We start from the raw sequence: 15,090 nt of genomic DNA on the forward strand, positions 1-15,090 counted from the left end.
AGGCGAGGAACGAGGGAGTCAAGGAGGCGGATCCCATGAACGCGCAGGACCGAGGACGTCGAGACGGCCGGGGCGGGTCGAGCGCCTCGGACACCCCGACGCACCCGACGCACCCGACGGGCACCCCACGCGGGGCCGGCGGGGACGCCGCGCCGGAGGCCGTGGAGCTCGTCGAGGAGGCGCCCTGCCGCTTCCGCGTGCCGCGCCGCGACGGCATGCGCGTGCCGGGCGTCGTCTTCGCCACCCGCCGGCTGCTCCCCGAGGCCACGGGAGACCAGGCCCTGCACCAGGTGAGGAACGTCGCCGCGCTGCCGGGCATCGTCCGGGCCTCCTACGCCATGCCCGACGTGCACTGGGGGTACGGCTTCCCCATCGGCGGGGTCGCCGCCACGGACGCCGACGCCGACGGCGTCGTCTCGCCCGGCGGCGTCGGGTTCGACATCTCCTGCGGGGTCCGCCTGCTCGCCGCGGGGCGCGACCGCGAGGAGGTGGCCCCGCACCTGTCCGCGCTGATGGACGTCCTGGCCAGGACCACCCCGCGCGGCGCGGGCCGTGGCGCCGTCTGGCACCTCGACCGTCGCGAGCTGGCGCGGGTCCTCGCCGAGGGCGCCCGGTACGCCGTCGAGCGGGGCCACGGCGTGCCCCGGGACCTGGAGCGCTGCGAGGACCGGGGAGCGCTGCCGGGGGCCACGGCGGCCGAGGGGCTGGGCGACCGCGCCCTGGCGCGGGGCCTGGGGCAGCTCGGCAGCCTCGGCTCGGGCAACCACTTCCTGGAGGTGCAGGCCGTCGAGGAGGTCTTCGACGAACGGGCGGCGGCCGCGATGGGCCTGCGGACCGGCCAGGTGTGCGTCATGATCCACTGCGGCTCCCGCGGCCTCGGTCACCAGATCTGCACCGACCACGTCCGCGTCATGGACCGGGCCATGGCCGACCACGGCGTCGAGGTCCCCGACCGGCAGCTGGCCAGCGTCCCCGTGGACGCGCCCGAGGGCCGTGACTACCTCGCCGCCATGGCCGCCGCCGCCAACTACGCCCGCGCCAACCGCCAACTGCTGACGGAGGCCGCCCGCCGCGCGTTCGCCGGCACCGTCGGCACCGGGCTCGACCTCGTCTACGACATCTCCCACAACCTCGCCAAGATCGAGACGCACGAGGTGGACGGTCGCCGCCGGCGGCTGTGCGTCCACCGCAAGGGCGCCACCCGCGCGTTCCCACCCGGCCACCCCGAGCTGCCCGGCGAGCTCGCCGACGTCGGGCAGCCCGTGCTGATCCCCGGCACGATGGGCACCGCCTCCTACGTCCTGGCGGGCGTCCCGGGCAGTGACGCCTGGCACTCCGCCTGCCACGGCGCGGGTCGGGTGCGCAGCCGGCACCGGGCGGCGCGCGAGATCGACGGCCGCGCGCTGCGCCGGGAGCTGGAGGACGACGGCGTCGCGGTCCGCGCGGTGACCGCCAAGGGCCTCGCGGAGGAGGCCCCCGGGGCCTACAAGGACATCGACGAGGTGGTGGCCGCGAGCGAGACCGCCGGCCTGTGCCGCACCGTCGCCCGGCTCGTCCCGCTGGGCGTCGTCAAGGGATGAGACCGCTCCCCGTGCGCGGACGGCCGCGTACGAGGATGGGGGCATGACGGCGACGGTACGGCTGCTCGGAGCGGTTGAGGTGTGGAGCGCCGACGGGCGCCGGGCCACGGCGGGCCCGCCGCAGCAGCGGTGCGCGCTGGCGGCGCTGGCGCTGGAGCCCGGCCACGCGGTGCCGGTCGAGACGCTGGTCGACCGCGTCTGGGCCGACGACCCGCCGGCCAACGTCCGCGAGGTGCTCTACAGCTACGTCTCGCGACTGCGCCGGGTGCTGCGGCAGGCCGGCGGCCCGGAGCTGGCGCGCGGCGACGGCGGCTACGTGCTGCGGGCGGAGCCGGCCGCCGTGGACCTCCACCACTCCCGCTCCCTGGTCCGGCAGGCCCGGGAGGCCGGGGAGCGGGGGGAGTGGGAGCTGGCCGCGGGCACGCTGCGCCGCGCGGACACCCTGTGGCGCGGCGACGCGCCGCTGGCGGGGCTGCGCGGCCCGTGGGCGGAGCGCGTGCGCGAGACGCTGCGGCGGGAGCGGGTGACGCTGCTGACCGCGCGCTTCGAGGCCGAACTGGCGGCCGGGCGGCACGAGTCGGCCCTCCCCGAGGTGGCCGACGCCGTGGTGGCCCACCCGCTGGCGGAGCCCCTGACGGGCCTGCTGATGACGGCGCTCTACCGCTGCGGCCGGCAGGCCGACGCGCTGGCCGCCTACGCCCGCACCCGCCGCCACCTCGCGGTCGAGCTGGGGGAGGAGCCGGGCCCCGAGCTACGCGAGCTGCACCGACGGGTCCTCACCCGCGATCCCTCGCTGGACGCGCCGGAGAGCGCAGGGCCGGCGCGCGCGGCCGGCCTCCCCAAGCCGGCGGCACCGGGCGCCGGCCCCCGCCCGTCCCACCGCCAGGCCCTGACCCGGGTCCCCAGCCCGACGCCGAGCCCCGTTCCCGCCCCGTCCGCCGCCCGTCCGCCCGCGGCGGCCCTCATCGCCGCCCTCGTCGGCGCGCCCCCTCCCGCCCCGGTCGCGGCGGCCACGCCGCACCCCGTCGTCCGACCCGCGCAGCTCCCCGCCGACGTGCGCGGCTTCACCGGCCGCCAGGAGTACCTCGAACGGCTCGACGCCCACCTCTCGGCCGACGGCACGGCCCCCCTGGTGGCCGCCGTGGTGGGCACGGCGGGGGCGGGCAAGACCACGCTGGCCGTCCACTGGGCCCACCGCGTCGCCCACCACTTCCCCGACGGCCAGCTGTACGTGAACCTCCGCGGCTTCGACCCCTCCGGCCGCGCCCGGCAGCCCGCCGAGGTGCTGCGCGGCTTCCTGGAGGCGTTCGGCGTGGGCGAGGGACAGATGCCCGCCGGCACGGACGAGCTCGCGGCGATGTACCGCAGCGTGCTGGCCGGACGACGGGTGATGGTGGTGCTCGACAACGCCCGCGACCTGAACCAGCTCCGCCCGCTGCTGCCCGGCGCCCCCGGCTGCCTCGCGCTGGTCACCAGCCGCAGCCTGCTGCCGGGCCTGAGCGCCAGCACCGGAGGGGTCCAGCACGCGCTGGAGCTGTTCACCGAGGACGAGGCGCGGGGGATGCTCGCCGAGCGGCTGGGGGCACGGCGGCTGGAGGAGGAGCCGGCGGCCGTCGCCGAGATCATCACCCGCTGCGCGCGGCTGCCGCTGGCCCTGGCCATCGTCGCCGAGCTGGCCGTGGCCCGGCCCGACTTCCCCCTCGCCACCCTGACGGAGCAGCTGCGCGCGGCGGGCGGCGGCCTGGACACCCTCGCGCTCGGGGAGGAGCAGGCCGACATCCGGGCGGTCTTCTCCTGGTCCTACGGCACGTTGAGCCCCCGGGCCGCCCGGTTGTTCCGGCTGCTCGGCCTGCACCCGGGCCCGGACCTCGGCGTGGGCGCCGTCGCCGGCCTGGTCGGGGTCACCGCCCGCGAGGCCCGCCGGCCGCTGGCCGAGCTGCTGCGCCACAACCTGCTGGTCGAGTACGTTCCCGGCCGGTACGTCCTCCACGACCTGCTGCGCGACTACGCCGCGGAGCTCGCCGACGAGCACGAGCCGCCCAAGGAGCGGCACCGGGCCGTCCACCGGCTCCTGGACTACTACCTCCACTCCCTCCACGCCGGGATCGCCACCGCCGGCCTGAACGTGGTGTGGCTGCGGGACCTCGGGCCGGCGCCGTCCGCCGTCACACCCGAACGCTTCCCCGACAACACCGCGGCCATGGCCTGGCTCGCCGCCGAGCGCCGCGCCCTGATGGCGGCCGTGGAGTTCGCCGTCCGCGAGGGCCTGGACCACCACGCGACCGAGCTCGGCCGGCGCCTGTCGAACTACCTCGACCAGCAGGCGCGCTGGCACGACCAGGTCGAGGTGCAGCAGGCCATCGCCCCCGCCGCGCTGCGCCAGGGCGAGGAGGCGCACTCGGTGGCCGACCTGGCCCGTTCCCTCATCCGGCTGCGCCGCTACGAGGAGGGACGCCGGTGCCTGGACCGGGCGCTGCTGCTCTTCCGCGAGGCCGGCGCCACCCGCGACCTGGCCCGGGTCTACAACTACCTCGGCTACCTCAGCGAGCAGCTCGGCCACTACCGCGACACGCTCCGGTACGCCAGGCTGCGCCTGGAGATCCACCGCGACGCCGACGACCTGATCGGGGAGGCCCACGCGCTCAACGCCGTCGGATGGAGCCACGTGCTGCTCGGCGAACACGAGCGCGCCCTGCCGTACTGCACCAGCGCCCTCGCCCTGGTGGAGCGCCTGGGAGACGGCGAGGGCGTGGGCCTGACCTGGGGCAGCCTCGGCCACGCCTACCAGGGGCTGGGCGACGCGGAGCGGGCCGCCGCGTGCTTCCGTCACTCCCTGGCGGCGTTCGAGGCGGAGCAGGGCCCGCCGCACATGATCGCCAGGGCCGCGACGGACCTCGGCCACGCCCTGCGGCGGCTGGGGCGCCCCCAGGCCGCCAGGGACGCCCTGCACCGCGCGCTGCGTCTCTACGAGGAGCTGCACGACCCCGCCGCCGAGGCCGTCCGCGCGGCGCTGCGCGCCGACCTTCCCTAGTCTGGAAACGATCGAATCCGGATAGATCATGATGAACCACGCCTAAACCGGATGTGAGCGTTCGTGCGAGGACGAGGCGGAGACGAGGCCGGAGGCCAGGCTGGCGATGCGGCGGGAGTCGGGACGGGAGACGGGACGAGGCGGTGGACGACGCGGCGCCCGGCGGCGACCCTGAGCCCGGGACGCGACCCGTGACCCCCGAGCACAGGCAGTTCGGCGGTGCGGCGCTGCTCGCGCTCTACCTGCCGAGCCAGCCGGGCGGCCCGCCCGGCGACCTGGTGCTGAGCGAGAGCACCGGCGCCCCGGTCACCCGCTACGGCCTCGCCGTGCGCTACCCGCTCCACGGCCGTTCCCCGGTCTCCGAGGCCGTCCGCGCCGGCCGCCCGCTCTGGCTGCGCCCCACCGAGCTCGCCACCTTCCCGGAGGAGGGCGCGCCGACGACCGACGTCTCGCTCGGCGTGATACCGCTGGGCGCGGAGGACGGCATGGTCGGCTGCCTGCTCGCGGTCGACGACGCACCCGACGGCTTCGACGCCGACCGGCGCGGGTTCCTGGAGCTGTACGCCGCCTACCTCACCGAGCGCTTGGAGACCGCCTCCGACACCGCCTCACGCGCCGCCTCACCCACCCCCTCCACCCCGTCCGACGCCGCGACGGCCACCGCCGAGCAGGCTCAGCGACCGACGCGGACCCGCACGCTCGCCCGCGTCCGCCTCGGTTCGTTCGCCCTCACCCTCCAGACGGGCCACGTCGAGGCCGACCCGGCGGCGTTGGCCCTGCTCGGCACCGACCGGGTCAGCTTCGACCACCGCGTGGAGACCCTGCTCGCCCAGACCGTGCCGGAGGACGTGCCCGCCCTGATGTCGATCGTCGAGCCGGCGGCGGCCTCGCCCGGCGGCCGGGAGCTGGAGTTCCGCATCCGGCCACCGGACGGCGAGCTGCGCTGGCTCTACCTGCGCTGCCGCGTCCTGGCCGGCGCCGACGGCCGGCCCCGGCGGCTGCTGGGCGTCGTCGCCGACGCCACCGTGCTGCGCCCCGGCGTCGACGACGTCGCGCGGATCCGCAGCCTGTCGGCCACCCTCGCCGCCGCCGTGACGGTCTCCGAGGTCAGCGACGCGACGATCGCCGCGCTGCGCGAGCTGGGGGCCGACCGGGTCCTGCTGGCCGAGCCGGAGGCCGACCGGCTGGTCGTCGCCGTGCTGGAGCCGCCGGAGCCCGAGGCCTGGCCGGGGCACTGGCGCGAGCAGTGGCCGGAGGTGCCAGGCCACTGCCTGCCGACACTGTTCGGCGCGCTCCGCGAGGGGCGCACCCGGCTGTGGCCCGCCGGCTCCGTCTCCGAGCCGGAGCTCGCCCAGGTCGGACCCGGCGGGCTGGCCGTGCTGCCGCTGACCGCGGCCGGCCGCCCCGCGGGCGTCTGCCTCGTCGGCTGGGAGGAGCCCCACACCTTCGCCACCGAGGAGCGTTTCCTCCTCACGGCCGCCGCGGGCCTGGTCGGGCAGGCCATGGCCAGGGCGCGCGCCTTCGACGCGCAGCACGAACTCGCCGCCATGCTGCAACGCAGCCTGCTGCCCCGCGCCCTGCCGTCCCTGCCCGGTGCCGTCGCCGTGGCGCGGTACCTGCCCGCCACCGCCGGCCTGGACGTGGGCGGCGACTGGTACGACGTGATCCCGCTCTCCGACCGGCACGTCGCCCTGGTCATCGGGGACGTGCAGGGCCACAGCGCCGCCGCGGCGACGATCATGGGGCAGATCCGCACCGCCATCCGCGCCTACGCCGTGGAGGGGCACTCGCCCGACGTGGTCGTCTCCCACGCCAACCGCCTGCTGGTCGGCATGGAGACCGACCTCTTCGCGACCTGCTGCTACGTCGCCATGGACATGGAGGAGGGGAACACCTGGATCGTCCGGGCGGGACACCTGCCGCCGCTGGTGCGCGACCCGGACGGCGGTACCCGGGAGATCGAGGTGGAGGGCGGCCCGCCGCTCGGCGTGGTGGCCGACACCGAGTTCCCCATGAGCACCGTCGGCCTCGCCCCCGGCTGCGTGGTCGCGATGCTGACGGACGGGCTGGTGGAGTCGGCCGGCCTGCGCATGGAGGACGGCCTGGCGCGGGTGCGCGAGGCGCTGGCCGCCGCGGACCCCGCGGACCTCGAGGGCCTCGCCGACACGCTGCTGGAGGGCGCCGGCCGCCTCGACGACGACGTCGCCCTCCTGCTGCTGCGCTACGACGGCATGCGGGTGCGGCCCCACAGGGCCGGCTGGGCCGTCTGGCGGCTGCCCGACGCCGTCGGCCACGCCCGGCGCTTCACGGGCCGCACGCTGCGGTCCTGGCAGGTGGAGGAGGACGCCGACGCGGCGCTCCTGATCGTCTCCGAGCTGGTCACCAACGCCCTGACGCACACCCAGGGGCCGGTCCGGCTGGATCTGACCCTCGCGGGGAGCCGGCTGCGGGTGGCGGTCAGCGACTCCTCGCCCCGCACGCCCGTGAAGGCCGAGAGCGCCGACTGGGAGGCCACGGGCGGCCGGGGGATCATGCTGGTCGCCGCCGTCTCCGACTCCTGGGGCTCGGTGCCGCTCAGCGGCGGCAAGCAGGTCTGGGCCGAGATCGTGCTCGCGCCGCGGGACGAGGACGCCCCCACTGGATCCGAAAAGAGAGTATTGCACCAATAGTCACGCTATTATGCCGTTAGTTCTTTCCTTACCCGCTCGTCGACGGCACGTCGGAGGGAGGCGGTCGCCCGTGGCCCGACGGAGGCGCGGCCTTCTCGCCGCCCTCACCGCCGCCTGCCTCACGCTGGGCGTGGGCTCCTGCGCGCACGTCGAGGACATCGACGGCCGGGCGGGGGATCGCGGCGCCGTCGAGATCGGCCTGCTCCTGCCCGACCACCTCGGCCGCTGGGAGCACTTCGACCGGCCCGACATCGAGCAGGGTGTCGCCACCCTGTGCCCGGACTGCACCGTGACGACGGCGAACGCCCAGGGCGACATCGCCACCCAGCAGCAGCAGATGGACTCGATGATCACCCAGGGAGTCGACGCCCTGCTCCTCATCCCGGTCGACGCCGCGGCCATCAGCGCGGCCGTCGAGCGGGCCGACGAGGCCGGCGTCCCCGTCATCGCCTACGACCGCCTCGCCGACGGCCCGGTCTCGGCCTACATCTCCTTCGACAACCTCCAGGTCGGCCGCCTCCAGGGCCACGCGCTGCTGCGGGCCATGGGCATCAGCCCTCCCGACGCCCCCGAGGTCGCCACCGAGGGCGGCGGGGACGACGACGCCCGGTCGGACCAGCGCCCCGAGATCATCATGGTGAACGGTGCCCCCAACGACCCGAACGCGGCCCTGTTCGCCCAGGGCGCGCTGGAGGTCCTGGGCGACGAGGTGCGGATCGTCGCCACCCACGACACCTTCGCCTGGTCACGCGACGACGCCTACGCCCACATGGCCGGCGCCATCGCCGACCTCGGCCCCGACCGGTTCGACGGCGTCTACGCCGCCAACGACTCCCTGGCCGCCGGCGTGATCGCCGCCCTCAAGGCCGCCCGGGTCCGGCCGCCCCCCATCACCGGGCAGGACGCCGAACTCACCGCGATCCAACGCATCATCGCCGGGGAGCAGTACATGACGGTCTACAAGCCCTTCCACCTGGAGGCCCGGCCCGCCGCCAGCATGGCCCTGGCCCTGGCGCGCGGCCAGTCCATCGAGGCCATCACGCGGCACACCGTCTCCAACGACACCGTCCGGGGCATACCCGCCCTGCTGGCCAACCCCGTGGCCGTGACCCGCGCCCTGGTCGAGCACACCGTCGTCAAGGACGGCCTGTACACGGTCGAGGAGATCTGCACCCCCGAGCTCGAGTCCGCCTGCGCGCGCGCCGGGCTCACCGCCTAGTGGTCCGTCCGCCCCGCCAGGAGATCCCGCCAGGAGATGGTGCCCGTGCCAGAAGCGCCCCTGCTGAAGCTGCGCGGCATCTCCAAACGCTTCGGAGCCGTCCAGGCCCTCGACGGCGTCGACCTGGAGGTCGGCGTCGGGGAGGTCGTCGCCCTCGTCGGCGACAACGGCGCGGGCAAGTCCACGCTCATCAACGTGATCGCGGGCGCCGACCCCGCCGACGCCGGCGTCATCGAGTGGAAGGGCCGCCCCGTCCGCCCCGGCAGCCCCCGCGACGCCCAGCGGCTGGGCATCGCCACGGTCTACCAGGACCTGGCCCTGTGCGAGAACCTCGACGTCGTCGGCAACGTCTTCCTCGGCCACGAGGTCCACCACGCCGGCCTGCTGGACGAGGTCGAGATGGAGCGGCGCGCCCGCGACATGCTGGACGCCCTCGCGCTGCGGGTCCCGAGCCTGCGGGTGCCCGTCGCCGCCCTGACCAGCGGCGAGCGCCAGACCGTCGCGATCTCCCGCGCCCTGCTGCGCCAGCCCGAGGCCGTCCTCCTGGACGAGCCGACCGCCGCCCTCGGCGTCGAACAGTCCGCCCTCATGCTGAACCTCGTCGACCAGTTGCGGGAACGCGGCAGCGGCGTGCTGATCGTCAGCCACCACCTCTCCGACGTCAAGGCCGTCGCCGACCAGGTCGCCGTCCTCCGCCTGGGCCGCAACAACGGCTTCTTCGACGTGCGGACCGCCTCGCAGGAGCAGATCATCGCCTCGATCACCGGCGCCACCGACAACGCCGCGATGCGCGCGGGACCGGCCTGGCCATGACCGACACCCATCCCACCCCGGGACCCACCGCCCGGCCGGGCGGGCCCTCCACGCGCCCGCGGGGCACGGCCGGCCACACCGAGGAGTTCCGGCGCCGCGTGCGCAGCGGCGAGATCGGCACCGTCCCCGTCGTCGTCCTCCTGGTCCTGATCTGGACCACCTTCCAGCTCCTGGACTCCAGCTTCCTGGCGCCGCGCAACCTCTCGACGCTCAGCGTCGACATCGTCGGCATGGGCATGATCGCCACCGGACTCGTCTTCGTGCTGCTCGTGGGCGAGATCGACCTCTCGGTCGGCTCCGTCAGCGGCCTGGCCGCCGCCGTCTTCGCGGTCCTCAACGTCAACCACGGCATGACCGAGTGGCTCGCCCTCGTGCTCGCCGTCCTGACCGGTGCGGCCACCGGGCTCGTCCACGGCTTCTTCGTGGCCAGGATCGGCGTCCCCGCGTTCGTCGTCACGCTGGCCGGACTGCTGGGCTGGAACGGCCTGATGCTCTTCCTGCTCGGCAGCGCCGGCACCGTCAACCTCGACGACGAGGGCCTGGTCGCCACCCTGACCAACCACTACCTCCCCGACCTCGTCGCCTACGGCCTCGTCGTCCTCGGCGTGGTGGCCTACCTCCTGTCCTCCTGGCGGCACCAGCGCCGCCGCGTCGCCGCCGGCCTGCCCGGCCGCCCGCTCGGGGCCGTCGCGGTGAGGACCTTCCTGCTCGCCGTGCCCGCGCTCGCCGCCGCCCTCGCGCTCGCCGACTTCGAGGGCCTGCCGCTGGCGCTGCTGCTCTTCCTCGTCGTCGTGGTGGGCCTCGACCACGTGCTGCGCCGCACCCCGTACGGGCGGAAGGTCTACGCCCTGGGCGGCGGCGTCGAGTCGGCGCGCCGGGCCGGCGTCGACGTGGCGTGGGTGCGGATGTCGGTCTTCATGGTCTCCGGCACCATGGCCGCGATCGGCGGCCTCTTCCTCGCCTCGCGGATCACCTCCGTGAGCCAGGCCTCGGGCTCGGGCGACCTGCTGATGAACGTCATCGCCGCCGTCGTCATCGGCGGCACGAGCCTCTTCGGCGGGCGCGGCTCGACGTGGTCGGCGCTCCTCGGCGTGCTGGTCATCCAGTCGATCACGTTCGGCATGGTGCTGCTCGGCATCCAGATCGCCGTCAAGTTCATGATCACCGGAGGCATCCTGCTGGCCGCCGTCGTCATCGACTCCCTCTCCCGCCAGCAGTTGAAGGCCCACGGCCGGGCCTGACCGCGCGACGGCACGGCGACGAGCCCCTCCCGGGCGGAGAGGGGCTCGTCACCCCGGGTGTCGTCCCTGTGGACGTGTGGCTAGGCTTCGCCCTCCTCACACGGACGCCAGGCGACGTGGTACGTGGTGTCGATGGTGCCGTCCGTGGAGTCCATGGTCATCAGGCTCGTGCTGGCCGGGTCCGAGGTACCGGCGTTGACCCGCAGCTCCGTGTTGATGTTGAAGTTGCGGATCTCACCACAGGGAGCCCAGACCAGCGACTCCAGGTCGGTGATGTCGGTGACCTGCCAGAGGTCGTCCATGGGGCCCGCGAACGTGTGGGTCCACTCGTCGGTGTCGGGCGAACCCTGGAAGTAGTACGACGCCTTCTCGGTTCCGGTGGCACCCCGCGCGATCGAGGCGTAGCCGCGGTAGTCCACCTGCGCGATCGCGTACGTGAAGCCCGAGGGCACCTGCACCGCCAGGTTCAGCTGGCAGTTCTTGCGGAAGTCGGTCGCGCTGGCGCCCGCACCGGCCATGGCGAGGTAGTCGCTGTAGGTCACGGTGAAGGCGGTGTTGTCCTCCGAGACGGCCACCGCGGCGGTGCCCGGCTCACATCCGGACCCGTTGACGGTGAGGACGTCGATGGCCATCTGGTCTGACGGCACATCGCTGAAGTAGGGTGGCTCCGCGATGTCGAAGGAAGGCGCCGCGGCGGGGGCTCCGAAGGTCGCGGCCAGTAACGCCGTGAAGGCGCTGCCCGCGGCGAGAACACCGGACATGGTTCTCCAATCGTGTCGTCTGCGGACCGATTCGGGCATGGCGATGCCTCGGTCCGTCCCTGCGGGATCGATTCAGGCGGGACGGGGCGGGGGCACACCGCTCCGCCTCGCCGGACAGAGGAATTCCCCAACGTGCTCAGCGAATCCTGAACGGGAATGAGTGCGTTCCTTTTCCGTCGCACGTCACGCGCACCGCGCGCCCGTGCGGGGTGAAAGGCGCGTCACACCGTCACAGCGGATTCCGCGCCCGCGTCACGGAGACCGGGCAGGGAACGGGCTGATATCGCCGGGCTTTCCGACTGTGGTTGCGTCAGCTCAGCTGGTCAGCACTCTTTCCACTCCATGTGGTAGATGGTGCTCACGGCGCTGTCCGTGGAGTCCATCGTCATGAGGCTGACCGCACTGCTGGGGGAGCTGCCGCGGTAGACGCGGAGTTCGGTGTTGACGTTGAGGTTCCGCTGTTCGCCGCAGGGGGCCCAGACCAACTCGGCCCACTCGGTGGTGTCGTTCGTGTGCCAGTTGTCGTCGTACGGACCCTGGAACGTGGTGTTGCTGGAGGTGGTCTGCGACTCACCCATGTAGTAGTAGGACGCCTGCTGGAAGCCGCTGGCGCCGTCCGCGATCGAGGCGTAGCCGCGGTAGTCCACGGTGGAGATCGCGTACGTGAAGCCCGCGGGAACGTCCACCGTGAGGCTGAGCTGGCAGTTCTTGCGGAAGTCGGCGGCGCTCGCGCCACCGCCCGCGATCGCGAGGTAGTCGCTGTAGGTCACCGTGAAGGCGGTGTTGTCGGCGTTGACCGCGACGGCGGCGGTGCCCGCGGGGCACCCGGAGCCGTTGATGGTTTCGATACCGATCTCGATCTGCTCGGACGGAACGGTGTCCGTCGGAAGACCGGGGTCGGTCGCCGAAGCGCCCTGGACGGAGACGGTTGAGGCCAGTAAGGCCGCCATCGCCCCGCCGGCAACGAGAATACCGGACATGGTTCTCACAACACTCCCATCAGATCATGACGAACTCTTCACAAGCTCGCCGGAACTACGTGCGGAGCATGTATCTCTTGAGGCTGCTCTCAGGCAGTCACGAACCGCGTCCGGCGGTCATAGCAGGCCGAGCATGTCGAGCTCGGGAACCCGCAAGGCGATGGCGACTTCAGGAAACGCGGCTCTTTCCGGCTCGGGGGACACGGGGGTCCTCCGAGGCCCGGTAAAGGTGTGGAAGCGCTCCCATGTTAGGGCGCCGTAAAGCCGCTGTGAAGAGGACGCGCCACCCTTGAAAAACCAGGCCGATAAAGAGCGGTAGGGGCTCGTCAACACCCCACAAAATGTCGTGTGGACGAACACCGCAACCGGAAGAACGGGACATGAGCGCGCTCTCAGAGTGATCGACCTCATCCCGAGGGCGCATGTTTCTCGCCGCCCTCCCCGGTCCCTCGGGCCTCACCCTCCCCGCGAGAGACCCCCTGAGCCGCCGCCGGGGTCGTGGTCGACACCGCGTCTTCGCAACCCGGCCGCACGGCACGTTCCGGCCAGTGGGCCGGAGGCGGTGTTTCCAGCGCTCCCCATGATCCCTAGAGTGCCTGGGGAGCAGTCGTTCCCTACGTGAACGACCGGATGTGAAGCGTTGAACCGATGTCGGTCTCGCGCCGTACGTCGCCGTGTGACGGACCCCGTCGCATCGCTTGGGAGGGAGACATCGTGACCCCACGCCACGTTGACCACCTCGTCGCCGGCGAAGAACCGGGGAGCCGACGGCCCGAGGCCTCACCCGTCAGCAAACCCACCCACGCACCGGTACGACGCGGCGCCACGACGGCGCTGAACTCCGCCCCGGCGCGCGGGTGAGGTGACGAGGTGTCGATGCCGCTGTCGATGCCCCCGATGCCCGAGTCGACACCCGACGCCGCCCTGACCGTCCGGGAGTTCCGGTCGGCGGCCCGCGCCGTCCTCGACCCCCTCCACGCGGACTACGTGGTGGGGGGGATCGAGGAGGAGCACAGCCCGCGGGACAACGAGGCGGTCTTCTCCCGGCTGCGCCTGCTGCCCAGGGTGCTGCGCGGCAACGCCCGCCGCGAGTCGGCCGTCACCCTGCTCGGCACCCGCGCGAGCATGCCGATCCTCCTGGCACCCACCGCCTACCACCGGCTCGCCCACCCCGAGGGCGAGCTCGCCAGCGCCCGCGCCGCCGCCGCGGCCGGGACGATCATGATGGTCAGCATGGCCGCCACGGCGCCGGTGGACGCGATCGCCGAGGCCGCCCGAGCGGCCGACGGGGGAGGGGAGGCCGAGGGGGCCTCGCTGTGGTTCCAGCTCTACATCCAGCCCGAGTTGGAGATCACCGAGGCGCTGGTGCGCCGCGCGGCCGACGCCGGCTGCACCGCCCTGGTCGTCACCGTGGACCCGCCGGCACCCGGCGGCACCCTGCCGTGCCCCCTGCGGGGTGCGGGCGAGCCCCCGCCGGGTCTGGCGTGCGAGAACATGCGCGGCCTGCTGCCGGGGGACGATCCGGGCCGGGTGCGGCCCATCGTCGTCTCCTCGGAGATCTCCTGGTGGCACCTCCACTGGCTGCGCCAGCTGACCTCCCTGCCGATCCTGCTCAAGGGCCTGCTGCACCCGGAGGACGTGCGGCTGGCCCTGGCCCACGGCGTGGACGGCCTGGTCCTCTCACACCAGGGCGGCCGGGAGTCCGACGACGTCCCGGCCACCCTCGAACTGCTGCCGGAGGTGGCCGCGATCGTCGGCGGACGCATCCCGATCATCCTCGACGGCGGCGTGCGGCGCGGCTCGGACGTCGTCAAGGCGTTGGCGCTCGGAGCGACGGCGGTCGCCGTGGGCCGCCCCGTGTTGTGGGGACTGGCCTGTGGCGGTGAGGCGGGGGTGCGGCGCGTGCTGGAGCTGCTGCGGGGGGAGTTCGACGACGCGCTGACGCTCTGCGGCGCCGGCGGACCGCACGAGCTCACGCCCGACCTGGTCCGCCCGGCCACCCCGGGGCTCACGGCGCCGTGGCCGCCGTGACCGGCCCACGCGGTGCGCGCCTCGCGCCCGGCGGGACCGGTTCCCGCGGTCGGTCAGCGGACGTGGGCCAGTCGGCGTGGGTCAGCGGACCCCCGTCCACTGGGGGTGCTGTGGCTGGCTCTCGCCGCGGGTCAGCACCAGGCCGGTGACCACGGCGGTGATCGGGGCCAGCGCCAACAGCGGCCACACGAAGCCGTGCGCGCTCTCGGTCCAGCTCTCCCACATGTCGGAGAAGTGGTCGAAGAACAGCTCGACGGCGTCCGGTCCCGTGGACGAGGAGTCGGCGGCGAGCACCGCCGAGCCGAACGTCTCGCCCAGCAGCATCGCCGCCAGCGCCAGCAGGCCGGCGAGCCAGACCAGGCCCTGGCGGCGGCCCACCGCCCCGGCCACCACGCCGAACACGCCGCCCGGCAGCGCCGCGAGCCAGGTCAGCTGCGCGATGTCGATCTCGCCCTCACCCGAGGTCGCCAGGTCCTGCAGCTGCCCCTCCAGGTCCGTCACCGCGCCCGTGAGCATCCCGTACAGGGCGGTGAAGACCACGGTGCCCACCAGGAGCAGCGCCACGGCCGCGCCGGGGTTGCCACGCGGGCGGACGGAGGGTGGCGGCATCGGGACCCCGGGCGCTCCCGGAGCCCCGGGCGCCATCGCCGGCCCCGGGGGATAGCCGTATCCCGGCTGGGCCGGTCCGTACCCCGGCTGTGCCGGGCCGTATCCGGGCTGTGCCGGTCCGTAACCGGGCTGCGCCGGTCCGGGTTGCGGTTGCCA

General features: G+C 74.1%; 10 protein-coding genes. 7 read left to right on the forward strand and 3 right to left on the reverse strand.

All coding sequences use genetic code 11. The annotated features are described in order from the left end of the window. The first annotated feature begins 35 nt into the window (after nucleotides 1–35). From ACTWP5_RS07500 to ACTWP5_RS07525, 6 genes are all read left to right on the forward strand, one after another. On the forward strand, nucleotides 36–1,580 hold the full coding sequence (locus ACTWP5_RS07500) for an RtcB family protein (RefSeq protein WP_443219975.1): 1,545 nt from the start codon (nucleotides 36–38) through the stop codon (nucleotides 1,578–1,580). A 43-nt stretch (nucleotides 1,581–1,623) separates the two neighbouring features. Beyond that, the gene (locus ACTWP5_RS07505; protein ID WP_443219976.1) at nucleotides 1,624–4,611 is read left to right on the forward strand and encodes an AfsR/SARP family transcriptional regulator; all 2,988 of its coding nucleotides are present in this window, start codon (nucleotides 1,624–1,626) and stop codon (nucleotides 4,609–4,611) included. A 191-nt stretch (nucleotides 4,612–4,802) separates the two neighbouring features. Continuing rightward, on the forward strand, nucleotides 4,803–7,280 hold the full coding sequence (locus ACTWP5_RS07510; protein ID WP_443219977.1) for a SpoIIE family protein phosphatase: 2,478 nt from the start codon (nucleotides 4,803–4,805) through the stop codon (nucleotides 7,278–7,280). Between the two features lie 70 nt (nucleotides 7,281–7,350). Continuing rightward, a complete protein-coding gene (locus ACTWP5_RS07515; RefSeq protein WP_443219978.1) occupies nucleotides 7,351–8,499 on the forward strand; it encodes a sugar ABC transporter substrate-binding protein in 1,149 nt (382 codons plus the stop codon). 36 nt (nucleotides 8,500–8,535) lie between these two features. Further along, nucleotides 8,536–9,312, forward strand: a complete 777-nt coding sequence (locus ACTWP5_RS07520) for an ATP-binding cassette domain-containing protein (protein ID WP_443219979.1) — start codon at nucleotides 8,536–8,538, stop codon at nucleotides 9,310–9,312. After that, nucleotides 9,309–10,553: a sugar ABC transporter permease gene (locus ACTWP5_RS07525; RefSeq protein ID WP_443219980.1), complete on the forward strand. Its 1,245-nt coding sequence runs from the start codon at nucleotides 9,309–9,311 to the stop codon at nucleotides 10,551–10,553. Before ACTWP5_RS07520 ends, ACTWP5_RS07525 begins: the two co-directional genes overlap by 4 nt. A gap of 80 nt (nucleotides 10,554–10,633) precedes the next feature. Here the strand turns inward: ACTWP5_RS07525 and ACTWP5_RS07530 are convergent, their stop codons facing one another. Then, a complete protein-coding gene (locus ACTWP5_RS07530; protein WP_443219981.1) occupies nucleotides 10,634–11,314 on the reverse strand; it encodes a DUF4360 domain-containing protein in 681 nt (226 codons plus the stop codon). Between the two features lie 323 nt (nucleotides 11,315–11,637). Further along, nucleotides 11,638–12,294 (reverse strand): DUF4360 domain-containing protein, encoded by a 657-nt coding sequence (locus tag ACTWP5_RS07535; protein ID WP_443219982.1) that lies wholly within the window; start codon nucleotides 12,292–12,294, stop codon nucleotides 11,638–11,640. A gap of 876 nt (nucleotides 12,295–13,170) precedes the next feature. Here ACTWP5_RS07535 and ACTWP5_RS07540 point away from each other — a divergent pair. Beyond that, nucleotides 13,171–14,325, forward strand: coding sequence for an alpha-hydroxy acid oxidase (locus ACTWP5_RS07540; protein ID WP_443220206.1), 1,155 nt, complete (start codon nucleotides 13,171–13,173; stop codon nucleotides 14,323–14,325). Nucleotides 14,326–14,406: 81 nt separating this feature from the next. Here ACTWP5_RS07540 and ACTWP5_RS07545 read toward each other — a convergent pair whose 3' ends face one another. Beyond that, nucleotides 14,407–14,934, reverse strand: coding sequence for a hypothetical protein (locus tag ACTWP5_RS07545; RefSeq protein WP_443219983.1), 528 nt, complete (start codon nucleotides 14,932–14,934; stop codon nucleotides 14,407–14,409). Nucleotides 14,935–15,090 lie beyond the last annotated feature (156 nt).

Origin of the sequence: Streptomyces sp. 4N509B (assembly GCF_052245655.1) — a bacterium.
Taxonomy (GTDB): Bacteria; Actinomycetota; Actinomycetes; order Streptomycetales; family Streptomycetaceae; genus Streptomyces.